Annotated in this window: 23 protein-coding genes; 15 read left to right on the top strand and 8 right to left on the bottom strand. The window is 74.6% G+C overall.

The features are described from left to right. Positions 1–100: 100 nt before the first annotated feature. Together HOY81_RS16805 and HOY81_RS16800 are read right to left on the bottom strand one after the other, a co-directional pair. Positions 101–694, bottom strand: coding sequence for a rhomboid family intramembrane serine protease (locus HOY81_RS16805; RefSeq protein WP_237321237.1), 594 nt, complete (start codon positions 692–694; stop codon positions 101–103). A 135-nt stretch (positions 695–829) separates the two neighbouring features. Then, positions 830–1816, bottom strand: a complete 987-nt coding sequence (locus HOY81_RS16800) for a hypothetical protein (RefSeq protein WP_237321236.1) — start codon at positions 1814–1816, stop codon at positions 830–832. A 200-nt stretch (positions 1817–2016) separates the two neighbouring features. Between HOY81_RS16800 and HOY81_RS16795 the strand changes: the two genes are divergently transcribed. From HOY81_RS16795 to HOY81_RS16735, 13 genes are all read left to right on the top strand, one after another. Further along, complete coding sequence (locus tag HOY81_RS16795; protein ID WP_237321235.1) at positions 2017–2718, top strand: UbiX family flavin prenyltransferase; 702 nt, start codon at positions 2017–2019, stop codon at positions 2716–2718. Between the two features lie 60 nt (positions 2719–2778). Next, on the top strand, positions 2779–3234 hold the full coding sequence (locus HOY81_RS16790) for an Lrp/AsnC family transcriptional regulator (protein ID WP_237321234.1): 456 nt from the start codon (positions 2779–2781) through the stop codon (positions 3232–3234). Between the two features lie 74 nt (positions 3235–3308). Continuing rightward, a complete protein-coding gene (gene mqnE / locus HOY81_RS16785; protein ID WP_237321233.1) occupies positions 3309–4475 on the top strand; it encodes an aminofutalosine synthase MqnE in 1167 nt (388 codons plus the stop codon). Positions 4476–4579: 104 nt separating this feature from the next. After that, entirely contained in the window at positions 4580–5254 is a 675-nt protein-coding gene (locus tag HOY81_RS16780) for a UdgX family uracil-DNA binding protein (protein WP_237321232.1), read from the top strand. Positions 5255–5385: 131 nt separating this feature from the next. Then, entirely contained in the window at positions 5386–5916 is a 531-nt protein-coding gene (locus HOY81_RS16775) for a GNAT family N-acetyltransferase (protein ID WP_237321231.1), read from the top strand. Between the two features lie 22 nt (positions 5917–5938). Then, complete coding sequence (locus HOY81_RS16770; RefSeq protein ID WP_237321230.1) at positions 5939–6358, top strand: DUF4229 domain-containing protein; 420 nt, start codon at positions 5939–5941, stop codon at positions 6356–6358. A 431-nt stretch (positions 6359–6789) separates the two neighbouring features. Then, a complete protein-coding gene (locus tag HOY81_RS16765; protein ID WP_237321259.1) occupies positions 6790–7581 on the top strand; it encodes a S1 family peptidase in 792 nt (263 codons plus the stop codon). Between the two features lie 574 nt (positions 7582–8155). Next, entirely contained in the window at positions 8156–9505 is a 1350-nt protein-coding gene (locus HOY81_RS16760; RefSeq protein ID WP_237321258.1) for a dicarboxylate/amino acid:cation symporter, read from the top strand. A gap of 196 nt (positions 9506–9701) precedes the next feature. Further along, positions 9702–10304, top strand: a complete 603-nt coding sequence (locus HOY81_RS16755; protein WP_237321257.1) for a TetR/AcrR family transcriptional regulator — start codon at positions 9702–9704, stop codon at positions 10302–10304. A 435-nt stretch (positions 10305–10739) separates the two neighbouring features. Beyond that, on the top strand, positions 10740–12035 hold the full coding sequence (locus tag HOY81_RS16750) for an acetyl-CoA C-acetyltransferase (RefSeq protein ID WP_237321229.1): 1296 nt from the start codon (positions 10740–10742) through the stop codon (positions 12033–12035). Positions 12036–12281: 246 nt separating this feature from the next. Beyond that, positions 12282–14192: a long-chain fatty acid--CoA ligase gene (locus HOY81_RS16745; protein WP_237321228.1), complete on the top strand. Its 1911-nt coding sequence runs from the start codon at positions 12282–12284 to the stop codon at positions 14190–14192. Positions 14193–14488: 296 nt separating this feature from the next. Then, entirely contained in the window at positions 14489–15247 is a 759-nt protein-coding gene (locus HOY81_RS16740; RefSeq protein ID WP_237321227.1) for a class I SAM-dependent methyltransferase, read from the top strand. A 292-nt stretch (positions 15248–15539) separates the two neighbouring features. Then, positions 15540–16373, top strand: coding sequence for an endonuclease I family protein (locus HOY81_RS16735; protein WP_237321226.1), 834 nt, complete (start codon positions 15540–15542; stop codon positions 16371–16373). Positions 16374–16448: 75 nt separating this feature from the next. On the opposite strand, the gene HOY81_RS16730 is transcribed toward HOY81_RS16735, so the two are convergent. From HOY81_RS16730 to HOY81_RS16705, 6 genes are all read right to left on the bottom strand, one after another. Further along, positions 16449–17324: a TauD/TfdA family dioxygenase gene (locus HOY81_RS16730; protein WP_237321256.1), complete on the bottom strand. Its 876-nt coding sequence runs from the start codon at positions 17322–17324 to the stop codon at positions 16449–16451. Positions 17325–17745: 421 nt separating this feature from the next. Continuing rightward, positions 17746–18291, bottom strand: a complete 546-nt coding sequence (locus HOY81_RS16725) for a thioesterase family protein (RefSeq protein WP_237321225.1) — start codon at positions 18289–18291, stop codon at positions 17746–17748. Beyond that, positions 18288–19358 carry a 3-hydroxyacyl-CoA dehydrogenase NAD-binding domain-containing protein gene (locus HOY81_RS16720; protein ID WP_237321224.1) on the bottom strand — a complete coding sequence of 357 codons (1071 nt, stop codon included), beginning with the start codon at positions 19356–19358 and terminating at the stop codon, positions 18288–18290. Before HOY81_RS16720 ends, HOY81_RS16725 begins: the two co-directional genes overlap by 4 nt. Positions 19359–19388: 30 nt before the next feature. After that, positions 19389–20315, bottom strand: a complete 927-nt coding sequence (locus HOY81_RS16715) for a 3-keto-5-aminohexanoate cleavage protein (RefSeq protein WP_237321223.1) — start codon at positions 20313–20315, stop codon at positions 19389–19391. Between the two features lie 74 nt (positions 20316–20389). After that, positions 20390–21295, bottom strand: a complete 906-nt coding sequence (locus tag HOY81_RS16710) for a TetR family transcriptional regulator C-terminal domain-containing protein (protein WP_237321222.1) — start codon at positions 21293–21295, stop codon at positions 20390–20392. A gap of 230 nt (positions 21296–21525) precedes the next feature. After that, on the bottom strand, positions 21526–21729 hold the full coding sequence (locus HOY81_RS16705; protein WP_237321221.1) for a cold-shock protein: 204 nt from the start codon (positions 21727–21729) through the stop codon (positions 21526–21528). Positions 21730–22013: 284 nt separating this feature from the next. On the opposite strand from HOY81_RS16705, the gene HOY81_RS16700 reads away from it, so the two are divergent. Both HOY81_RS16700 and HOY81_RS16695 read left to right on the top strand, forming a co-directional pair. Next, positions 22014–22868: a menaquinone biosynthetic enzyme MqnA/MqnD family protein gene (locus HOY81_RS16700; protein ID WP_237321220.1), complete on the top strand. Its 855-nt coding sequence runs from the start codon at positions 22014–22016 to the stop codon at positions 22866–22868. Positions 22869–23145: 277 nt separating this feature from the next. Further along, positions 23146–24162, top strand: a 1017-nt coding sequence (locus HOY81_RS16695; RefSeq protein WP_237321219.1) for a serine/threonine-protein kinase, incomplete at its 3' end; no start/stop codon positions are given.

Genomic DNA, 24162 nt, shown 5'->3' with positions numbered 1-24162 from the left:
GCACTCCGGGGAGCCCTGTCGCGCGCAGGAGCCCGTGCCCGCGCCCGCGAGGGAGCCCCGTGCCCGCGCGGTGCCGCTCCCGCCGGCCGCTCCCCGGCCGTCAGTGCCAGGCGGGCTTCTGGGCGCCCTGACTGTGCACCGTGGAGGTGAGGAAGGCCGCCACCACCCCGCCGATCAGCCCGAACAGGTGCCCCTGCCAGGAGATCCCCGCCGAGGTGGGCAGCACCCCCCACAGGATCGAGCCGTAGAACACCACCACCACGCCGCCGAGCGCCACATCCGTGATCCGCCGGTCCACGAACCCGCGTACCACCAGATAGCCGAAGAGCCCGAACACCAGTCCGGAGGCTCCGGCGGTGTTGCTGTTCTCCGGGGCCGTCAGCCAGACGCCGAGGCCGCTGATCACGATGATCGTCAGCGCCACCGCCAGGAAGCGTCCGGTGCCGCGCAGTGCGGCCATGAAACCGAGCACCAGCAGCGGCAGGGTGTTCGCCATCAGGTGGTCGAAGCCGAAGTGCAGGAAGGCGGCGGGTATGACGTCGGCCAGCTCGTCCGTGCGGCGCGGCGAGACCCCGAAGGTGTCCAGCGCGTTCCCCGTCGCCTGGTCGGCCGCCTCCAGCACCCAGAGCAGGCCGACCCACAACAGGATCACCTGGGCCGCGCCCCTGGTCCGGTACGCCGTCTCGCTCGTCATCACGCCTCCCCGCCCTGGAGAGCCCCGCGTGTCAGGGTCCGCTCCCTGCACAACGCTACCCGGCGCGCGCCGGTTCCCCACCTGCCTCGGGCACCCCGCCCCGGAGCGCCGTCGACCGGCCCCGCCGGCCGTCCGTCAGCGGGCGGGCCCGTGCACCGTGCCGTAGAGGAAGGCCGCCAGCATGTCCTGCGGCTCCAGCTCGTACGACTTCGAGGGGCGGTGCACGGAGAGTGCGTCCCCGGTGGCGAACCGCAGCCGCAGCGGGAGGTGGGCGGACCCGCCGCGGTCGGTGAGCGCCGCCAGGTCCAGGGTCAGCCCGGCGAGCACCCCGCGCCGGATCGTCAGCTCGGCGGTGACCCGCCGGTCCGGCACCCGGTCCGGCCGCAGCCGGACGCCCAGCGGCGCGACGGCGGGCGCCAGCTCCTCGGCCACCTCCCGCGCGGGCAGCCCGACGGTCAGCCGCTCGGTGCCGGTGCCGCCGCCCCGGCCGGAGGCCCGCGGCCGGGGCTCGTCGCCGTGCTCGACCAGTACCTTCCGGAGCCCGCTCAGCAGCTCCCGCAGCTCCGTGCCGTCCAGCACCGAGCCGGCGCCGCGCGCCTCGTCCCCGTCGAGCGGAAGCCGCGCGAACCGTTCGACCGCCCAGCCGAAGTCCCGGTAGTCGTCCGGGTCGAGCCGCACCCAGCCGCCCCGGAGCAGCCGCTGCACGGACCGCAGCGAGTCGGGCAGGCGGTCCGCGAGGTCCACCACCTCCCGGAGCTGCCGGCGCTCCCGCGGGTCCAGGTGGGCCTCCCGGACCAGCTCCCGGGGCTGGAGGCGCAGATAGACGGCGTCGCCGACGGACTTGTAGTTGACGATGTCCTTGTCCCCGAGGTTCAGCGAGAGCGCCAGCCGGGTGCGGCTGTCGTAGGACTCCAGCTCCTCCAGCGGCACGTCCGCGCCGAGGGCCACGGTCAGCTCCGACTCGGCGAGCCGGGCGGCCCGCTGGGGGGAGGCGCCCTGGCCGGCGTTCTCCAGGAAGGCGCGCACCTCGGCGGGGGAGCCGTCGAGGTCCGCGAAGAGCGTGGCCGACGGTTGCCGGGTGAGCTTGTCGACCGCGTGCTCCACCGTGTCCTCGGAGCTCACCTGTTCGGGGGGACCGCACGCCACCGCGGCGGCCAGCAGCAGGACCGTGCCGCAGGTGGCGCCGGCTCGCAGCCGGCGGGGCCCGGGGAGTCGGCGTCGGCTTCCGGTCGCGGGGCGTCGGCATCCGGGGAAACGCATCCCCGCAGCCAACCGCATGACCGGCCCGCCACGCCAGTCGCCCGGCCGCGTAGGCTCGGGGCGTGACTGCCAGCCAGCGCCGCCCCTGGATCGTGGGGGTCTCCGGGGCCTCCGGCACGCCGTACGCCGCCGCCGTGCTGCGGGGACTGCTGGAGGCCGGCGAGGACGTCGACCTGATCGTCAGCCGGGCCGCGCGGCTGACCGTGCTGGACGAGACCGGCGGCCCCTTCCGGGACGCGCACGCCGCCGAGGACCTGCGCCGCTGGCTCGCCCGGGGCGCCGACGGCACCCCGGACGCCTTCGACCCGGACGCCCTCGCCACGGGCCCCGGCCGGGTGCGGCACTGGGCGGCCGGCGATCTGGCCGCCGGGCCGTCCTCCGGCTCGTACCCGGCCCGGGGCATGCTGATCGTCCCGGCCAGCACCGCCTGTGTGGCCGGGGTGGCGCTCGGGCTCTCCAAGGACCTGCTCCAGCGCACCGCCTCCGTCACCCTCAAGGAGCGCCGGCCGCTGGTGGTCGCCGTGCGTGAGACCCCGCTGACCGGGCCGACCCTGCGCCACCTGGTGACCCTGGACGACGCCGGGGCGGTGGTGCTGCCCGCCTCGCCCGCCTTCTACGCGGACTCCCGCGAGGTGCAGGACCTGGTCGACTTCGTGGCGGGCCGGGTGCTCGACGCGGCGGGCGTGCCGCACACCCTCTACCGGCGCTGGCGGGGCGGGCTGGGAGGCACGGTGCCGCACGGCGGGAGCGGGCCCATGCCTTAGATTCGTACGCGAAGGAACCGGGAAACTGCGCATCTCAGGAAGACGGAAGGCCCAGTAGGCATGGACGCGGTGGACAGGCAGCTCATCCAGGCGCTGCGGGAGAACGGCAGAGCCTCGTACGCCGAGCTGGGCAGGCTCGTCGGACTCTCCGGTCCCAGCGTGACCGACCGCATCAACCGGCTGGAGGCCGCCGGGGTCATCACCGGCTACCGTGCCACCGTCGACGCCCCCTCGCTGGGGCTGGGCGTCACCGCGCTCATCGGCATCCAGCTCTCCGACGCCGTGGACCACGAGGACGTGGCGGCCCGGATGCGGGAGCTGGCGGAGATCGAGGACTGCTGGTTCATCGCCGGCGACGACTCCTTCATGCTCAAGGTGCGGGCGAGCGACGTGGACGGCCTGGAGCGCACCATCCGGCGGCTCTCCGGCACCAAGGGCGTCTCCCGCACCCGTACGACCATCGTGCTCTCCACCAAATGGGAGAACCGGGTCGGCGAATTGCCCGAGAACGCGTAGGCGTAGGCTCGTCGGAGGCCCGCGGCCGGCGGCCGGGGGCCACAGGAGCACGGTCCGGACTCGAGGAGGCGCGCATGGACGCTGGGCTCAAGCGGGAGCTGGAGGACAAGGTCCGTTCCGGGGAGCGGCTCACCCGGGAGGACGGTCTCGCGCTCTACGCGTGCGACGACCTGGCCTGGCTCGGCGGCCTCGCCCACGAGGTGCGCACCCGCAAGAACGGCGACGTGGTGCACTTCAACGTCAACCGCCACCTCAACATGACCAACGTGTGCACCGCCTCCTGCGCCTACTGCTCGTTCCAGCGCAAGCCGGGCGAGAAGGACGCCTACACCATGCGCATCGAGGAGGCCGTGCGGCTGGCCAAGGCGATGGAGGGGGACAACCTCACCGAGCTGCACATCGTCAACGGCCTGCATCCGACGCTTCCCTGGCGCTACTACCCCCGGTCGCTCAGCGCGCTGAAGGAGGCGCTGCCGGAGACGGTCTCGCTCAAGGCCTTCACGGCCACCGAGATCCACCACTTCGAGAAGATCTCCGGGATGGACGCCTCGGAGATCCTGGACGAGCTGATCGACGCCGGCCTGGAGTCGCTGACCGGCGGCGGCGCCGAGATCTTCGACTGGGAGGTCCGGCAGCACATCGTCGACCACGACACCCACTGGGAGGACTGGTCGCGCATCCACCGGCTCGCCCACCGGAAGGGCCTCAAGACGCCGTCCACGATGCTCTACGGGCACATCGAGGAGCCCCGGCACCGGGTCGACCACGTGCTGCGGCTGCGGGAACTCCAGGACGAGACCGGCGGCTTCCAGGTCTTCATCCCCCTCCGTTACCAGCACGACTTCGTGGACATGCAGGACGGCAAGATCCGCAACCGGCTCCAGGACCGCACCACGATGGCCAGCGGCGCCGAGGCGCTGAAGACCTTCGCGGTCTCCCGGCTGCTCTTCGACAACGTCCCGCACGTCAAGGTGTTCTGGGTGATGCACGGCGTGCAGACGGCGCAGCTCGCGCTCCAGCACGGCGCCGACGACATGGACGGCTCGGTCGTGGAGTACAAGATCACCCACGACGCGGACAACTTCGGCACCCCGGACAAGCTCACCCGCGAGGACCTGCTGGACCTGATCCGGGACGCGGGCTTCCGGCCCGTGGAGCGGAACACCCGGTACGAGATCATCCGGGAGTACGACGGTCCCGACCCGGCCCGCCGGGAGACCCCGCAGCCGATGCGGGTCTGAGCCCCGGGGCGGGCCCGGCAACGCACTCCCTCGCCCGGCGCCGGTCGCCGGCCGGGCGCGCCCCTCGCGTGTTCCGGCGGTGCGCCGCGGGGTACCCGGCGTGCATGACCGCCACCGGGACCCGTGGCGCCCCGCCCGCCGGGCGCCCCGAGGACGCCTACGACGCCGGCCCCTTCGTGCCGCCGGGCGCGGACCTCGCGGCGCTCCGCGAGGCCGCCGCCGGCTGCCGCGGCTGCCCGCTGCACGAGCACGCCACGCAGACCGTCTTCGGTACCGGCGACGCGGACGCCCGGGTGGTGCTGGTCGGCGAGCAGCCCGGCGACCAGGAGGACCGGCGCGGGCAGCCCTTCGTCGGGCCGGCGGGCCGGGTGCTGATGCAGGCGCTGGACGAGGCCGGGATCGACCCGACCGACACCTATGTCACCAACGCCGTGAAGCACTTCAAGTACGTGCACGTCGCCGGGCGCGGCAAGCGGCGCATCCACAGGGCGCCGAGCCTGCGCGAGATGACCGCCTGCGCCCCCTGGCTCAACGCGGAGCTGGCGGTGGCCGACCCCGAGGTGCTGGTGGCCCTCGGCGCCACCGCCGGCAAGGCGCTGCTCGGCCCGTCCTACCGGGTCACCCGGCAGCGCGGGACGCTGCTCGAACGCCCGGACTCGCCGCCGGTGCTGGGCACCCTCCACCCCTCGGCGGTGCTGCGCGCCGACGACCGGGAGGAGACGTACGCCGGGCTGGTGGCCGACCTGCGGGTCGCGGCGGACGTCCTCGCCGCCGCCTGACCGCGCGGCCGCCCGTCACCGGGGCCGCGCACCCCGGGACCGCCCGGCCCGCCGGGCCGTCCGCCCCCCGGGGCCGCCCGTCGCCGGGGCCGCGCGGCCGCCCGCCGGCGGTGCTCGTTATCGTCGGATCCATGCCGACCGTGTACGAGCTGGACCCCGTCCCGACCCCGGAGCTGCGCGACCAGCTCCTGCGGCTCTGGACGGACGTCAGCAACGCGGGCGGCTCCGTCGGCTTTGTGCCGCCGGTCACCCCGGAGGACGTCCGCCCGGAGCTGCTGGGCCGGCTGCGGGCCATGGCGGAGGGCCGCAGCCGGCTGCTCACCGGGCGGGACGGGGACCGGGTGGTCGCCACCGCCTTCCTCACCCTGAACACCCACCGGCTGATGCGACACTGGGTGTGGCTCTCCACCGTGATGGTGGAACCGGCCCGGCAGGGAACCGGCGTCGGGCGCGAGCTGATGGCCGCCGCCGCGGAGGCCGCCCGCGGCCTGGAGGGCGTGCGGGGCATCCGGCTGACCCTGCGGGCCGGCGGCGGGCTGGAGCGTTTCTACGCCTCCTGCGGCTACCAGGAGGCCGGCCGCGTGCCGGACGCGATCCGGGTCGCGGAGGGCTCCTACCGGGACGAGGTCACGATGTGGCTGCCCCTCGACTCCCCCGACTGATCGAGAAGGAATGAGAACCACCGTGAGCAGCAGGACACACGCAACGCTCCGCTACACCGCCCTGCGGCTGGGCATCTTCCTCGGCTGCCTCGTCGTCGTCTCGGTGCTCGCCTACGCCGGGATCATCCCGGAGGGCATCGGCCGCTCGAACCCGTTCTGGGTGCTCCTGCTGGCCCTGGTGCTCTCCGCACCGCTCAGTTATGTGCTGCTGCGCCGGCAGCGGGAGGCGATGGCGGAGCAGGTCGCCTCCGGCGTGGACCGCGCCCGGAGCCGGCTGGCGGCGAACCGCAGCATGGAGGACGACGACGCCGACGACGCCGCCCGGGACAGCGCGGGCCCGGAGGCGGAACCGGCCACCGCGACCGCGGAGGCGGACGCCGCCGGTTCCGCGGACACCGCCCGAGGGCGCGGTCCGGCCGTCACCGGGTCGTCCTCCTCGTAGGCATCCCGTCCCCGGGCCGCACCCGGGGGCCGGTCTCTCCCCACCGTGGGTGCACCGGGGGCCCATGGCGTGCGCCCACCGGGCAGCCGGCCGTCGTTCCCGCTGCCCGCCGTGGCGAGGTACGAGCCCGTGCCCGGACCGCCGGGGCGCTGCTGCACGGTGTTCGCGGGCGGGGCCCGCTTCCCCGGGCGTCGCCGGCGGTCCGACGCGGGTCTTGTGACGCCGGGCACACTCCCGCATACTCGGGCCGGTTGTTGTCAGGAGCACGACACCAGCTCCCGGCGCTGCCGCACCAGGCCTCTCACCCCCCGGGCCACCTCGACTCCTACAGGAGGAGAACCGTGAGGACCACCACCCCCGCTCCCGCACGTCGTCGCCGGACGAAGGTCCGCCTCCTCGCCGCCGCACTCGGCCTCGCCGCATCCGGTGCCATGGCGCTCCCGACCGCCCATGCCGCGGCCCCGCAGGACCGCGGCGCCGACCGTCTCGCCCAGGTGACCGACGCGGTGGAACAGTCCGGCGTACGGGGCATCGCCTGGCACACCGACGAGGCGTCCGGGCGCGTGGTCGTCACCGCCGACGCCTCCGTCTCCCGTGCCGAGATCGCCACCCTGCGCAAGGCCGCCGGCGCGGACGCCGCCGCCCTCCGCGTCGAACGCGCTCGCGGTGTCTTCCGGCCGCTGCTGGACTCGGGCGACGCCATCTACGGGGGCGGCTACCGTTGTTCGCTCGGATTCAACGTCGTGCGCGACGGTGCGTACCACTTCCTGACCGCCGGGCACTGCGGCGACGTCGCCGGCACCTGGTACACCGACGCGCAGCAGCGGACCCTCATCGGCCCCACCGTGCACTCCAGCTTCCCCGGCAACGACTACGCGCTGGTCCGCTACGACAACTCCGGCCTCTCCCACCCCGGTGGCTGGACCGCGGCCGAGGCGTACGTCGGTGAGTCCGTCAAGCGCACCGGCTCGACCACGGGCACGCACGGTGGCGAGGTGACCGCTCTGGACGTGACGGTCCGTTACACGGGCAGCGGCACGGTTCGGGACATGATCCAGACAAACGTCTGCGCGGAGCCCGGTGACTCGGGTGGTGCGCTCTACGACGGCGACAAGGCGCTGGGCATCACCTCCGGCGGCAGCGGTGACTGCCGCAGCGGCGGGACCACCTTCTACCAGCCCGTCACCGAGGCGCTCGCGAAGTACGGCGCGACGCTGTACTGAGCCGTACGCCCCACGGGCGCCGTCCGGCCCACGGCCGCCGCGGAGCCCCCGGGCAGGCCGCCCGGTCGTAAGCTTCCTCACACCCGTCCGCACGCCCCGCCGGGAATCCCTTCTCCCGGCGGGGCGTTGTGCGTGGCCGTACGGACCGCCCCCGGCCGCCGGGCCGGGGCCGGTCGCAGCCCGATGTAGCGTGAGGACCATGACGACGGCAGCCCCTTACCCCGAGGCGACGAGCACCCTGCTCGTGGCGCGGCTGCACGTCGACCTCTGCCGCTGCCTCTCCGCGAGCTGTCGCGCGCCCCGGCGCGCCTGACGCGACCGGCGGCCGGACCGCCCCGGCGTCTCGCCGCCCCTTCCCGAGGGGCCCTCTTCCGCGGTTTCCGCGGTTTCCGCGGTTCCCGCGGCCTCTTCCGCGGTCCGCTGCCGTCTCCCTCGCTCTCCTTCGTACGCCTGCCGACTTCCGCACCGGAGTGTGTCCGTGTCCTCTGCCACCCCGCCCCCTGATACCCCGTCCCCTGACTCGCCGTCCGCCGAGACGTCACCCGAGGCGGCCCGCGGGTCCGCGACCGCGCGCATACGCCTGCCCCGCGTGCCCTTCTGGGCCCAGATCCTGGCCGGTCTCGCCCTCGGCGTGCTGCTCGGCTGGGTGGCGCGCACCTGGGAGGTCGCCTGGCTGGGCACCACCCTCACCCGGACCGGCGACCTCTTCGTGCAGTTGCTGAAGCTGGCCGTGGCGCCGCTGGTCTTCTTCGCCATCGTCATCTCCGTCACCAACCTGCGGAAAGTCTCCAACGCCGCCCGCCTGGCCACCCGCACGCTGCTGTGGTTCATGGTCACCTCGCTGGTCGCGGTGGCGATCGGGCTGACGATCGGTCTGCTCACCGATCCCGGGGCCGGCACCGGGCTCACCGCCGCCGACGGTGCCGAGCCCGAGCAGGCGGGTTCCTGGCTGGACTTCCTCACCGGCATCGTGCCGACCGACGTGATCACGCCGTTCACCGAGCTGAACGTGTTGCAGATCGTCTTCATGGCCGCCGTCACCGGTGTCGCCGCCCTGAAGCTGGGCCCGCGGGCCGAACCGCTGCTGGCGTTCGGCGAGTCGGTGCTCGCGCTGCTGCAGAAGGCCCTGTGGTGGGTCATCCGGCTGGCGCCGCTCGGCTCCCTCGGCCTGATCGGCACGGCGATCAAGGACTACGGCTGGAACCTCATCGGCCAGTACGCGACCTTCACCGCCGGCATCTACCTCGGCTGCGCCCTCGTCCTCTTCGGCGTCTACCCGCTGCTGCTGGCGACCGCCGCCCGCGTCAGCCCGCTGCAGTTCTTCCGCGGTGCCTGGCCGGCGATCCAGCTCGCCTTCGTCTCCCGTTCCTCGGTCGGCACGATGCCGCTGACCCAGAAGGTCGTGGAGCGGCTCGGGGTGCCGAAGGAGTACGCCTCCTTCGCGGTGCCGTTCGGTGCCACCACCAAGATGGACGGCTGCGCCTCCGTCTACCCCGCGATCGCCGCGATCTTCGTGGCGCAGATCTTCGGTGTCGACCTCGGCGTCGGGGAGTACCTGCTGATCGTGTTCGTGTCGGTGATCGGCTCGGCCGCCACCGCCGGGCTCACCGGGGCGACGGTGATGCTCACCCTGACCCTCTCCACGCTGGGCCTGCCGCTGGCCGGGGTCGGCCTGCTGCTGGCGATCGACCCGGTGCTGGACATGATGCGCACCGCGACGAACGTGGCGGGCCAGGCGCTGGTGCCGGTGCTGGTGGCGGCGCGGGAACGGATCCTGGACCTGGACGCCTTCGGGCGGGCGCGGAGCTTCAGCCCCGACGCCCCTGACGGCCCGGACGGTCCCGACGACCGGAAGGACGCGGCCGGCGCCGTGGCCGGCGCCCCGTCGGCGTCGCAGCCCGGGGCGGCGCCGGTACCCGCCTGACCGGCGGTGGTACGGCCCGCATGCGCCGCGGGACTGTGCCCCCGGCATGGCTGGAAGCTCCCCCGGACGACCGTGTCCGGGGGAGCTTCGGCGTAGGCTACGGAGTGATAACGCTCACGGCGGGGGCGATGCGAAGGGCTACGAGGTGGGGTCGAAGAACAGCAGACGGGTACCGCGGGCGGTGCGCGAGCAGCAGATGCTGGACGCGGCGGTCGCCGGGTTCGCACGGCACGGGTACCGCTCGGCGTCGATGGACGACATCGCGGAGGCCGCCGGGGTCTCGAAGCCGCTGGTCTACCAGTATCTGCACTCCAAGGAAGACCTGTTCACCGCCTGCATAGCGCGCGAGGCCGCGGCGCTCTCCGCGGCCGTCCACGAGGGCACCCGGGAGCAGGCGGCCTCCGCCGACCAGCAGCTCTGGAACGGGCTGTGCGCCTTCTTCGCCCACACCGCGGCCCACCCCGACGGCTGGGCGGTCCTCTCCCAGCAGGCCCGTACCGAGGGCGAGCCGTTCGCGCGGGCGGTCTCCGAGATGCGCGCCGAGCTGGTGGCACTGGTGACCCGGCTCATCGGCCGTGCCGCGCGGGACGCGGGGTGCGACGAGGACCTGGTCGACCGTGAGGTGTCGGGCCTGGCGCACGCGCTCGCCGGCGCGGCGGAGTCGCTCGCCGACTGGGCGAACTCCCGTACGGAGGACCGGCCCTCGGCGAAGGAGACCGCGGCGACGCTCATGCACTTCTGCTGGACGGGCCTGGAGTCGCTGATGAAGGGCGGGCGCTGGACGCCGTCCGGCCGGTGAGGTGCAGCCGGCCGGGGTCCGCGGCGTTCCGCAGCTCGAAGGTGCGCCCCGCGCCGGTCCCGGTGACGCCGTAGCGGACCGTCGCGGGCAGCGGCACCGGTGCGAGGAAGCGGGCGGAGACGGTGCACGCCTGTCCCTCCGGCGCCGGTTCCGCGAGTCGGCGGGCGACGAGCCCCGTGCCGTGGGCGACAGCCCGCGGAAAAGCCGAACGCCCGTGTGGCGAGCGGGTGCAGACGGACCGGGTTCCGGTCGCCGGAGCCGGGGTGCGCGAGCCGTGCTGTCCGGACGGTGCGCCCCGCCGCCGTACGATGCCCTCCGCGGCCGGGGCCTGTGCGGGCGACGTGCGGGTGGCGGTCGGCCGTTCCCCGGGATCCTCGGGTTCGCGTGGATGTACTTCCGGGTAAAATCACTCACAGGTCAGGAGTTCGGTCGAGGATGACTCTCAGCGGCCTCATAGGTTCCTCCCCTCCGCGCCGCGTCGCGGTCCTCGGCGGCAGCCGCATCCCCTTCGCACGGGCGGACGGGCCGTACGCCACCTGTTCCCACCAGGACATGCTGACCGCGGCGCTCGACGGGCTGGTGCAGCGTCACGGGCTGCAGGACGAGCGGCTCGGCGAGTTCGTCGCCGGCGCCGTGCTCAAGCACAGCCGCGACCTCAACCTCGCCCGCGAGACCGTCCTCGGCTCCGCGCTCGACCCCCGCACCCCCGCGTACGACGTCCAGCAGGCGTGCGGCACCGGCCTGCAGGCCGTGATCGCGGTGGCCAACAAGATCGCCCTCGGCCAGATCGACGCCGGGATCGCCGGTGGCGTCGACACCGCCAGCGACGCCCCCCTGGGCATCGACGACCGGCTGCGCCGCATCCTGCTCGCCGCCCGCCGGGCCCCGAGCCTGAAGCAGCGACTGCGGGAACTCGCCCGCTTCCGGCCGGGCGAGCTCGTCCCCGAGACCCCGCGCGACGCCGAGCCCCGCACCGGCCTCTCCATGGGCGAGCACGCCGCCCGTACCGCCCGCGAATGGGGCGTCACCCGGCGGGAGCAGGACGAACTCGCCGCGCTCAGCCACCGCAACCTCGCCACCGCCTACGACAGCGGCTTCCTGCACGACCTGGTGGTGCCCTTCCAGGGCCTGGCCCGGGACCAGAACCTGCGCCCCGGCACCTCGGTGCAGAAACTCGGCGCACTCCCGCCGGTCTTCGGGCTCGCCGACGGCGCCGCCGAGGCCACCATGACCGCGGGCAACTCCACACCGCTCACCGACGGCGCCGCCACCGTGCTGCTCGGCTCCGAGGAGTGGGCCGAGCGCCGCGGGTTGCGCCCGCTCGCCTACCTCACCGCGTACGAGACCGGCGCCGTGGACTTCACCGAGGAGGCCGGGGAGGGGCTGCTGATGGCACCCGCGTTCGCCGTGCCGCGGCTGCTGCGCCGACTCGGGCTGGATCTCGGCGACTTCGCCCTCATCGAGATCCACGAGGCCTTCGCCTCCCAGGTGCTGGCGACCCTGGCCGCCTGGGAGAAACAGGGGCTGGCACCGCTGGACCGTTCCCGGCTCAACGTCGCCGGGTCGTCGCTGGCCACCGGACACCCGTTCGCCGCCACCGGTGCCCGCATCACCGCCACCCTGGCCAAGCTCCTCGCCGAGCGCGCGGGGCCGGAGCCGGGCGCGCGCGGGCTGCTCTCGATCTGCGCCGCCGGCGGGCAGGGGGTGACCGCGATTCTCGAACGCGCCTGAGGCGCTCCGCGCCGCACCGGCGAGCACGTCCCGGTCCCTTCGTCCGCCGGCGGCCCCGACCGGCCGCCCGGCGGGCACCTCACCCGCCCCGGCACCTCTCCCGGCACCCCCACCGCACCCGGCCCGCCGCGTCGCCGGCCCGCCGCAGCCGCCGTACGGCCCCGACAGGGCGGGGCCGGTACGGTGTGGCGGCCGCCACACCGGGCGGGTCCGCGCCGGGCACGCGCCGACCCCCAAGGAGCCGCCATGTCCCCGAAGATCCCGCCGGCCGCCGGACCCACCCCGCCCCCACTCGTCGAACCGACCCTGCACCGGGAGGGCGGCGTCGTCCGCCAGGCCTACGTCCCGCCGCTGGTCCCGCGGCTGGAGAGCGGCTCGCTGGCCGACATCCCCTTCCACAACGCCGCCGAGGACCCGCACGCGGTGGTGCTCAGCCGCAAGGAGCCCGACGGGCGCTGGGCGGACGTCACCGCGGCCGAGTTCGCCGAGGAGGTCTCCGCGGTCGCCCGCGGCCTGGTCGCCGAGGGGCTGCGGCCGGGCGACCGGCTGGCGATCATGGCCCGTACCAGCTACGCCTGGACCCTGCTCGACTTCGCCTCCTGGGCCGCCGGGCTGGTCACCGTGCCGGTCTACCCGACCTCCTCGGCCGCCCAGGCCCGCTTCGTCCTGCAGGACACCACCGCCCGGGCCTGCGTGGTGGAGAACGCCGAACTCGCCCGGCTGGTCAGCGGCGTCCGCGGCGCCCTGCCGGACCTGGAGCACCTGTGGCAGCTCGACGCCGGTGCGCTCGGCCGGCTCACCACGGCCGGCCGGGAGGTCCCCGAGGAGGCGGTGGCCGGACGGCGGGCCGGGCTGGGCCCGGACACCATCGCCACCGTCATCCACACCTCCGGCACCACCGGCCGCCCCAAGGGCTGCGTGCTCACCCACGGCAACTTCTTCGCCGAGGTGGACAACTGCATCGAGCTGCTGCACCCCGTCTTCCGGGCCGTCAGCCGCCACCCGGCCGCCACCCTGCTCTTCCTGCCCATGGCACACGTCTTCGGCCGGATGGTCGCCGTCGGCTGCGTCCGGGCCCGGGTCCGGCTGGGCCACGCCCCCAGCATCCAGACCGAGGACCTGCTGGCCGACCTCGCCGGGTTCCGGCCCTCCTTCCTGCTGGCCATCCCGTATGTGCTGGAGAAGGTCTACAACAACGCCCGGGCCACCGCCGAGCGGATGCGCCGCGGCTCCTCCTTCGACCGGGCCTCCCGGGTCGCCGTCCGGTTCGGCGACGCCGCCCTCGACGCCCGGCACGGCGGCGGGCGCGGCCCCGGCTTCCTCACCCGCGCCGCCCGCGGCCTCTACGACCCGCTGGTCTACCGGCGCATCCGGGAGGCGCTCGGCGGCCGGGTCCGCCAGGTGATCTGCGGCGGCTCGCCCCTGGGCGAGCGGCTGTGCGCCTTCTTCGCCGGCGCCGGTATCGAGGTCTTCGAGGGGTACGGGCTCACCGAGACCACCGCGGCCGTCACGGTCACCCCGCCGCTCAAGCCACGGCTCGGCACGGTCGGCTGGCCGGTCCCCGGCACGGCGGTCCGCATCGCGCACGACGGCGAGGTGCTGCTCCGCGGCGGCCAGGTGTTCAGCGGCTACTGGCACGGCGCCCGGCGGGCCGTCGAGCCGGGCACCCGGCCGGACGGCTGGCTCGCCACCGGCGACCTCGGCCACCTCGACGACGAGGGCTATCTCACCATCACCGGCCGCAAGAAGGACCTCATCATCACCTCCAGCGGCAAGAACGTGGCCCCGGCGCCCCTGGAGGACTGGCTGCGCGCGCACCCCCTGGTGCACCAGTGCCTGGTCGTCGGCGACAACCGGCCCTACCTCACCGCGCTGCTCACCCTCGAACCGGAGGGCCTGGCGCACTGGCAGCGGATGCACGGCAAGGAGGACGTCCCGCCGGACCGGCTCGTAGGGGACGAGGACCTGCGGCGCAACCTCCAGCAGGCGGTGGACGACGCCAACGCCCTGGTCTCCCAGGCCGAGTCCATCCGCCGCTTCCGGGTGCTGGCGGTGGACTTCACCGAGCGCTCCGGGCACCTGACGCCCTCGATGAAGCTGCGCCGGGAGGCGATCCAGCGGGACTTCGCCGCGGAGATCGACGCACTGTACACCTGAGCACGGGAGGCCGGCGGGCACCACGACCCGGGGCGCACGCTTCCCCCGACCCGGGGCGCACGCTCACTCCGGGTGCACGGCCGGGTGCCGTGCGTGCGGAGTCTCCGGGCGGGCCCGTGCCGGGCGGACGGTGGTCGTCCGCATCCCGGGGCGTGCGGGCGGTCGGTATCCTGGGGTGGCTGAAATGTTTCGGTGGCAGCGCCGCCGGGCGGTGGCACGGTGGCCAAGAGGCTCGCCCGGGCCGCACATTGGTGGCGCAAACCGTGTGACTCCAGTGAGAAAGGTGAGTCCGCCGCGTGGACGAGCAGCTTCAGCGCCACTACGCACAGCTTGCCCGTACCTACGACGACACGTGGGGCCAGCGGCCCGCGTACCTGGAATGGATGGCCGACCTGATCCGGGACCGGCTCCGGGCGCACCCGGGCCAGCGGATCGCCGACGTCGGGGCCGGCACCGGGCTCTTCCTCAGCCGGCTGCTGCCGTGCGCGGACGCCCGTACACCGCTGGTGTGCGTGGACCCGTCGCAGGAGATGCTCGACCAGCTCCCGGACGACCCCCGGCTGCGGCCGCTGCGCGCCACCGCGGAGGAACTCGGCGACCCGGACACGGCCCTTCCGTACGACGCCTTCGACGCCGTGCTCGTCAAGGAGGCGGTGCACCACTTCGCCGATCTGGACGCCACGCTCGCCGGGCTGGCCGGGCGGCTGGCCCCCGGCGGCCGGCTGCTGGTGGTGACGATCCCGCCCAAGCTGGACTACCCGCTCTTCCAGGAGGCCCTGGACCGGTTCGCCGACCGCCAGCCGGAGCCGGAGGCGGTGGCGGCCGGGATGCGCCGCGCCGGGCTCGCGGTGACGCACACCACCGAGCAGTACCGGGTCGGGATCGAGCGGGAGCGGTGGCTGCGCCTGGTCGGGAACCGCTGGATGTCCGTGCTCTCCACGTTCGGCGACGAGGAGCTGAAGCGCGGGCTGGAGGAGGTCACCGAGCGTCACCCGGACGCGTGGCTGGAGTTCGACGACCGCTTCGCCTTCGTGCTCGGCGAGCGCACCGCGTAAGCGGCGCGGCCGTTTCCGGCCCGGGTCCCGCCGGGGCCTCTGCCCGGGCCGTCCGCCCCTCCGCCCGGCGGGTGCGCAGGCGCCCGCCGGGCGGCGTCGTGCGCGATGCCGGCCCGGGGACGTGCACCGGCCCGGCAATGCATTTGTCATGTTCACATTGAGTCCAGCCGCCCGGGGAAGACTTCCCGTGGACGCACACCCACGCAGTCGCCGCGGTCATCGCGCGTAGACGGCCTCTCCCCACCCGGCCGCCGCCGCCCCGCCGCGGCACCACGGGAGAGGACCCCCACGCATGCCCGCATCCCGCACCGGCCGCCGCACCGGCCTGGCCCTGCTCGCCGCCGGCACCCTGCTGACCGGCCTCGCCGCCCAGGGGGCGGCCGCACCCGCCGGCCCGGCACCGGGCCCGCCGAGCGCCGCGCAGCCCGGCCCGTCCGCACTCGACGACTCCTACTACCAGGACGCGCTCGGCAAGACCGGCCCGGCACTCGCGGACGCACTGCACACGATCGTCAGCGACCAGCGCACGCTGAGCTACTCCCAGGTGTGGGACGCGCTCCAGGTCACCGACGAGGACCCGGCCGACCCGGACAACGTGATCCTGCTCTACAGCGGCACCTCGCGGGACAAGGACCGGCACGGCGGCGACCAGGACGACTGGAACCGGGAGCACGTCTGGGCCAAGTCGCACGGCGACTTCGGCACCGCGCCGGGCCCCGGCACCGACGTGCACCATCTGCGGCCGACCGACGTCACCGTCAACGGCACCCGCGGCAACAAGGACTTCGACCTCGGCGGCTCTCCGGTCGACGAGGCCCCGGAGAGCCGCACCGACGACGACTCCTTCGAACCCCGGGACGCGGTCAAGGGCGACGTCGCCCGCATGGTCTTCTACATGGCGGTGCGCTACGAGGGCGGCGACGGCTTCGCCGACCTGGAACTCAACGACCGGGTGGGCAACGGCTCGCAGCCGCTGCTGGGGCGGCTCTCGGTGCTCAAGGCGTGGCACGAGCAGGACCCGCCGGACGCCTTCGAGCAGCGCCGCAACGACCTCATCCACGAGCGCTTCCAGGAGAACCGGAACCCGTTCATCGACCACCCGGAGTGGGTCGGGTCGATCTGGTGAGGCACCGGCCGGGGCCGGGGGCCCGGCACCGGCCGGGCCCCCGGAGGCCCACCCGTGCGGGTGGGCCTCCGGCTCTCAGAACGGGCGGTCGCCCGCGATGGCCACCCGTTCCGCGACCCGGCGGTGCGGGAAGTAGTCGTCGATCGCATAGTGCTGGGTGGCGCGGTTGTCCCAGAAGGCGACGTCGCCCGCCTGCCAGCGGAACCGCACCTGGTACTCGGGCACATGCGCCTGCCGCACCAGGAAGCTCAGCAGCCGGTCGCTCTCCTCCCGGTCCATGCCGGTGATGTGCGTGGTGAAGGAGGTGTTGACGAAGAGCATCCGGCGGCCGGTCTCCGGGTGCCGGCGGACCACCGGGTGCTCCACCGGCGGGAACTCCTCCTGGAGCGGGGCCAGTCGCTCGGGCCCGTAGAAGCGGGCGAAGCCGGGCAGGAAGTCGTGTACCGCGGTGGCTCCCTCGATGCGCTCCCGCACCTCCTCCGGCAGGTTGTCGTACGCCGCCGCCATGTCCGCCCACATGGTGTCGCCGCCGACCGGCGGCACCTCGCGGAGCTGGAGCACCGCGCCCAGCGCCGGCCGCTCCCGGAAGGTGACGTCGGCGTGCCAGACGTTCTCGAAGGTGGGTGCGGCGGAGCCGCCCTTGTCGAAGCGGACCACCTCCGCCGAGGAACCCCGGGCCAGCAGCGGGTTGGTCTCCAGCTCACCCCAGTGCCGGGCGAAGTCGGCCTGCTGCGCGGAGCTGAGGTGGGCGCCGCGGAAGAAGAGCACCTTCCACTCCAGCAGCGCGCGGTTCAGCTCCTCCCGTACGGCGGGGGCGAGCGGGCGGGTCAGGTCTACGCCCTGGATCTCGGCCCCGATGACGCGCCCCTGCGGGACCAGGGTGACGTGCTCGTACGGGCGCTCCTCCCAGTCCTCGGGCACCCGGCGCAGCACCCGCCGGCCCTCGTACATCCCGCCTGCCGGCACCCGCGCCTCGCGGAGTGCGGGCGCGGGCGCCGGAGCGGCGGTGCCGGGGTGGTCGAGGGGGCTCTCGGTGACGGTCACGTCGGTCCTCCTGAGACGGCGTACGGCACAGCCGTACGCGGGGGGAAGGGGAAAGGACGCGCGTACCGCGGGCAGCACGGGCGGGGGAGGGCGCCCCACGGGGCGGTGAACAGACGGAGATCCGGCCGGCTGCGGCGGCACGCGGTCGGGGAACGACCGGTAGGCCGCGCCGCGGCTATCGGCCGGAGCGCTCGCACCCGCCGCGCTCGGGGACGTCGGGCGTCCCGGGCGCGTCGAACGAGTGCGGTCGGATCATGCCGCCATTCTGGGAACGGCCCCGGGCACTGTCAACACGCGCCCGAACCGGTCCCGCCGCGCTGCCGGTCCGTCACTCCGGGCGGGGCACCGCGCCGACGGAGCGTCCGGCCCACCCGGGCGCCGGTCCGGTGAGGCCGGCCAGGACGGCGTGCGGCTGCTCCGGCAACGGCACGGCGCGGCCCGCCTCCTGGTCCACGTGCAGCGCCAGCAGTTCCGCGGTCGCCACGGGGCCGCCCGCCGGCACGGTGTCTCCCGTGTCCACCGTGTCGTCCCCGGCGGCCCCCGCCCCGTCTTCCGGGTCCTGGGGGCGCTCGGCGAACATCTCGTGGGCGCACCGCACCCGCTTGGCGTCCACCCCCAGCACCCGGGTGCGCACCACCAGCCGGGCGCCCTCGGTGACCTCGCGCAGATAACGCAGGTGAGCCTCGACGGTGTAGAGCGAGCACCCGGTGCGCGCCCGGTAGCCGGCGTCCAGGCCGGCCTCCGCCATCAGGGCGTCGGTGGCGTGCCCGAAGACCAGGACGTAGAAGGCCTCGCTGAGATGGCCGTTGTAGTCGATCCATTCCGGGCGCACGGTCTCCCGGAGGAGCGGCAGCCGCCCGTCCGTGCCGGTCATGCGGTACCACCCGGGGCATCCGGGCCTCGCCGGGTCTCCCCGGACGGCGCTTCCCGGGCCTCCGGGACCTCCGGTTCCGCCGGGTCTCCCCGGTCGTGCGGTGCCGCCGGGCGCGGCAGCCTGCCGGTGGCGCGCAGCACGTCGATCACGCCCTGGTCGCGCTCGGCGACGAGTTGCGCGTGGGTCCTCCCGTCCGCGGCCTCCGCGCAGCCGTCCACCAGGGCCGCCCGCAGCCCGTCGTCCAGCGGCGGTGCCTCCAGCCGGGTCCAGGGGGACCGCAGGGAGGGCCCGAAGTGGTCCAGCATGTGCGCCATGCCGCCCTCGCCGCCCGCCAGCGCGAAGGTGAGGCAGGGGCCCATGAAGGCCCAGCGCAGCCCGGGTCCCTCGGTGATCGAGGCGTCGATGTCCCGCACCGTGGCCTCGCCGTTCGCGACCATGTGCAACGCCTCCCGCCAGAGCGCCTCCTGAAGGCGGTTGGCGAGGAAGCCGGGCAGCTCGCGGTCGAGGGTGACGACGGACTTGCCGGCGGCCTCGTAGAAGCGGGAGGCCCAGGTGACGGCGGCCGGATCGGTCCGCTCGCCACCGGCGACCTCGACCAGCGGGACCAGATACGGCGGGTTGAAGGGGTGGCCGACCACCAGCCGGCCGGGGCCGGCGGCCGCGGTCTGCATCTCGGTCATCGGGAAACCGGAGGTGGAGGAGGCGATGACCACGCCCGGCGGGGTGGTCGCGTCGAGCTCCGCCAGCAGTTCCCGCTTGAGCGCGAGGTCCTCCGGCGCGCTCTCCTGGACGAACTCGGCACCGGCGACGGCCTCGGCGAGCGAACCGGCGAAGGTCAGCCGGTCCGGCGAGGCGTCCTCGGCGAGGCCGAGTTGCTCCAGCGCGGGCCAGGCGGCGTCGACGAGCCGCCGCAGCCGGGCGGCGGCGTCCGCGGCCGGGTCCCAGGCGGTGACCCGGTAGCCGCGGGCGAGGTAGTGGGCGACCCAGCCGCCGCCGATCACGCCGGCGCCGACGCAGGCGACTCGGCGTACGGAGGTGGGAGCGCAGGGAGGTGCGGGGAACGACATGGCAGGGGGCTCCTGGGGACGTACGGCGGGTCAGGCGGCGGTGCGGGGGCGGAGCCCGAGCCGGGCGCGGGCCTGACCGGGGGTGGCGACGCGGGCGCCCAGTAGCTCGACGAGGCGGACGGCGCGCTCGGTGAGCTGGGCGTTGGTGGCCTTGACGCCCTTGCTCAGATAGAGGTTGTCCTCCAGGCCGACCCGCACGTTCCCGCCGAGCAGTACGGCCTGCGCGACCCAGGGGAGCTGCATCCGACCCAGCGCGAAGCTGGCCCACTGCGCGCCCGCGGGCAGCAGGTCGACCATCGACGCCAGCACCCGCGGCTCGGCCGGGGCGCCCCACGGGATGCCCATGCAGAGCTGGAAGAGCGCCGGCTCGTCGAGCAGTCCCTCGGCGTGGAGCTGCTTGGCGAACCAGAGCTGACCGGTGTCGAAGACCTCCAGCTCCGGCCGGACGCCCAGCTCCTGGATGCGCCGGGCGCCGGCGCGCAGCATGTCGGGGGTGGAGACGTAGAGGTTGCTGCCGTCGCCGAAGTTGAGCGAGCCGCAGTCGAGGGTGCAGATGTCCGGGAGCAGCTCCTCCACGTGCGGCAGCCGCTCCAGGCCGCCGACCAGATCGGTGCCGGGCAGGTGCCGCAGCGGTTCGTCGGGGTCGACGACCAGGTCGCCGCCCATCCCGGCGGTGAGGTTGATCACCACGTCGGTGCCGGTCTCCCGGATGCGCTCCACCACCTCCCGGTACAGGCGCGGGTCGCGGGACGGGGCGCCACTGCCGGGGTCCCGCACGTGGATGTGCACCACGGCCGCGCCCGCGTCGGCCGCCTCCACGGCGGAACGGGCGATCTGCTCCGGGGTGACCGGCACATGGGGGCTGCGGTGCACGGTGTCGCCCGCACCGGTCAGGGCGCAGGTGACGATGACCTCCTCGGCGACGGGGTGGACGGCGTGGACGGCGTGCGCGGGCATGCGGACTCCTCCCGGAGCGGGAACGGTGCGGATTCGCGGGGCTCGGGGGCGGTGCGGTGCCGGCCGGCGGCCGGTCAGGCGGGGGTGAGTTCGGTGTGTACGTGGGCCAGCAGCGCCGCGTGCATGTCGTCCGCGGTGGTGCCCTCCGGACCGGAGGCCAGCACCTGCGACGCCAGGCCGTCGATCAGCGCCGTCAGCCGCAGGGCGGCCGCCGCCGGGTCGACCGGGCGGAAGGCGCCCTGGTCCACGCCGCGCCGGAGGACGTCCGCGACGGTGTCCCGCCACTGCCGGTAGTAGTCGGTGTGCAGCCGGCCGACGGCGGTGGAGCGGGCGGCCTCCGCCCACAGGTCGAGCCACACCCGCCACTGCCGGCGCTGCTGCTCGGTGCGTGGTGTCTGGAGCTCCAGGAGCTGTGCCAGCTCCTCGTGCGCGCCGGCCGCCCCGGCGATCCGTGCGGCGCGGCGGGCGATGTCCTCGTCCATGCACCACCGCACGGCCGCCTCCAGCAGCTCGGCCCGGCCGGGGAAGTGGTAGTGGATCGCGGCGGTGCTGGTCTCGCAGGCCGCGGCGATGTCCGCGATCCGCACCGCGTGGAAGCCGTGCTCGGCGATCAGCCGCACGGTCTCCCGCACGATCTGGAGCGGACGCCCACCCTCCGGCGGGGCGGCGGGGCGTACGGACGCCCGGCCCGCGGGGGCGGCGGGTCCGCCCCGCGGGCCCGGGGCCGCACCGAGCAGCCAGCCCGCGTCGACTCCCGCCTCGTCCGCGATGCGGGCGAGTTCGGCCGCGGTGAAGCGGCGGGTGCCGCCGAGCGAGCGGGACAGCTTGGAGGGGTCCATCACGATGCGCCGGGCGAACTCACGCCGGCTGCACCCGGCCGCCGCGATCACCTCGCGGACCCGCGCGGCGACCTCGCCGGGGGTGCCGGGGCCACCGCGGTCACGCCGCTGCCGCTCCTCGGGAACCGGTGTGGGGGACATGACCCGCGACCGTAGCCCAGTGATGAGATTTCCGCAACGCGGCTGGCGCGGCACCTCCGTCCGCTGGCAGTGTCATGGGGTAAGTGAGGTCGGAAGGGGGCGGGAAACAGGTCCTGACTGATGGGCCAGTCAGTTTTCTCATCACTCCGGTGTCGATGAGGAACCCGTCCCCGGACAGGCAGGAGCCCCCGCCGGTGGCGGGGGCTCCTTGGGTACTGCGGATCAGGCGATCAGGCGGTGGTGACGTTTTCCGCCTGCGGGCCCTTCGGACCCTGGGTGACGTCGAACGTGACCTGCTGGTTCTCCTCGAGGGAGCGGAAGCCGGTCGCGTTGATCGCGCTGTAGTGGACGAAGACGTCGGGACCGCCGCCGTCCTGGGCGATGAAGCCGAAGCCCTTTTCGGCGTTGAACCACTTGACGGTTCCGGTAGCCATAAGCCCTCCCTGGGCCTATAAGGGTCGCCCTGCTCCAGAACCCTCAAAAGAAGTCTGAAAACGACGAGAGCCCGCGGTCACATGCTCCGCAGGCTCTGTACTGCAAGGGAAACCAAACTGCAACTCGCTCTGAGAGTAGCACGGCCGCGCTCCCGTGGGGAAGAGGACAAGATTTTTTCGCTCTGGGCGTGTCGGACGCTGCGCCACCGCTCTGGCCTGGGCCTCCGCCAGGGCGTCCCGGGCTGGCGGCGGGAGGCGGCGCGGCCGGGCGTACCCTCCGGAGGGTGACTGCACAGCCGAGCACCCGCCCGCGTGTCGGGCACATCCAGTTCCTGAACTGCCTGCCGCTCTATTGGGGCCTCGCCCGGACCGGCACGCTGCTCGACCTGGAGCTGACCAAGGACACCCCCGAAAAACTGAGCGAACAACTGGTGAACGGCGCTCTCGATATCGGCCCGGTCACGCTCGTCGAATTCCTCCGCAATGCCGAGGACCTGGTGGCCCTCCCGGATATCGCCGTGGGCTGCGACGGCCCGGTGATGTCCTGCGAGATCGTGTCCCGGCGCCCGCTGGAGGAGCTCGGCGGGGCGCGCGTCGCGCTCGGCGCCACCTCGCGGACCTCCGTGCGCCTGGCGCAGCTCCTGCTGGCCGAGCGCTACGGCGTCCACCCGGAGTACTTCAGCTGCCCGCCGGACCTGACCGCGATGCTGCGGGAGGCCGACGCGGCCGTGGTCATCGGGGACGTCGGGCTCCGCGCCTATCTGCGGGCCCTGCCCGAACCCGGGCTCCAGGTGCACGACCTCGGACAGCTCTGGAAGGAGTGGACAGGGCTGCCCTTCGTCTTCGCGGTGTGGGCGGTGCGCCGGGACTACCTGCGGCGCGAACCGGCCATCGTGCGGGCCGTGCACGAGGCGTTCCTCGCCTCCCGCGACCTCTCCCTGGAGGAGGTCGCCAAGGTCGCCGAGCAGGCGGCGCGCTGGGAGCCCTTCGAGGCGCCGGTGCTGGAACGGTACTTCACCACGCTCGACTTCCGGCTGGGCGGCGAGCAGCTCGCGGGCATCGCGGAGTTCGCCCGGCGGACCGGAGCCACCACCGGCTACCCGGCCGACGTCCGGGTGGAGCTGCTGCGGCGGGCGTGACGCCCCGCGCCCCCGCACGCCCAGGACCTGTCCGGTGGATCCTTGAGGATCAGCCCGCGGCGTCAAGGGGTTTCCCCCAGGCCGAAGGCTCTGGGGAAGCGTGCGTGCGCAAGGCGGAGGATCGTTCTCGTACGGCGCGTACGCGGACGATGCGACAACGGATGCGACAACGCGGCGCGCGTGCGTGCCAGGCCTCGCGGGCCCGGGAAGGTCCGCCGGACAGGCCCTAAGCTGGGGGCCGTTGGTCGCACCGCGCGGGTGGGGGAGGGGATCGCGCATGCAGCCGCTGGAGGCCGGGGACCCGCGGACGCTGGGGGCGTACCGGCTGCTGGGCCGGCTCGGCTCCGGAGGCATGGGCCGGGTCTACCTCGGCCGCAGCCCCGGCGGCCGTACGGTCGCCGTGAAGGTCGTCCATCCGCACTTCGCCGGCGACGACGACTTCCTCGTCCGCTTCCGGCGCGAGGTCGACGCCGCCCGCCGCGCGGGCGAGGCCGTCCGGACCGCGCCGGTGCTGGACGCCGACCCGGACGCGCCGCTGCCCTGGGTGGCCACCGGCTATGTCGCCGGACCTCCACTCCACCACGCGGTGGCCGGCCACGGCCCGCTCCCCGAGCCGGCCGTACGGGCGCTGGGCGCCGGGCTGGCCGAGGCGCTGGCGGCCGTGCACCGGCTCGGCCTCGTGCACCGGGACGTCAAGCCGTCCAACGTGCTGCTCACCCTGGACGGGCCGTCCCTCATCGACTTCGGCATCGCCCGCGCGACGGACGGCACGGCGTCGCTGACCTCGACCGGGGTCTCCATCGGCTCCCCCGGCTACATGTCACCCGAACAGGCGCTCGGGCGGGGCGGGGTGGGTCCGCCGAGCGACGTCTTCTCGCTGGGCGCGGTGCTGGCGTACGCGGCCACCGCCCACGCCCCCTTCCCCGGCGACAGCTCGGCCGCGCTCCTCTACCACGTGGTGCACGAGGACCCGGAGCTGCACGACCTGAGCGGCCCGCTGCGCGAGCTGGTGGCCGGCTGCCTGGCGAAGGACCCGGCGGCCCGCCCCGCCCCGGAGGAGGTGGCCGGGCGGCTGGCCGGCGAGGGCGGCGCGGCGGCCCTGAGCGGTACGGGATGGCTGCCGCCGGCCCTGGTGGAGCAGGTGAGCCGGCGCGCGGTCGAGCTGCTGCACCTGGAGCCGGAGCCGGCTGCCGGGCAGCCGTCCGGGCAGGGCCCGGACGCCCCCGGCGAGGGCCCACCCGGCGGCCCGGCGGGCCGGCCCGAAGCGCCGCAGGGGCCGGCGCCCGGAGCGGCC

The sequence above is a fragment of the Streptomyces sp. JJ36 genome (assembly GCF_021696945.1).
In the GTDB taxonomy this organism is placed as follows: Bacteria; Actinomycetota; Actinomycetes; order Streptomycetales; family Streptomycetaceae; genus Streptomyces.
Note: the sequence above shows the minus strand (reverse complement) of the source record. Positions and strands in the feature narration are given on the sequence as shown.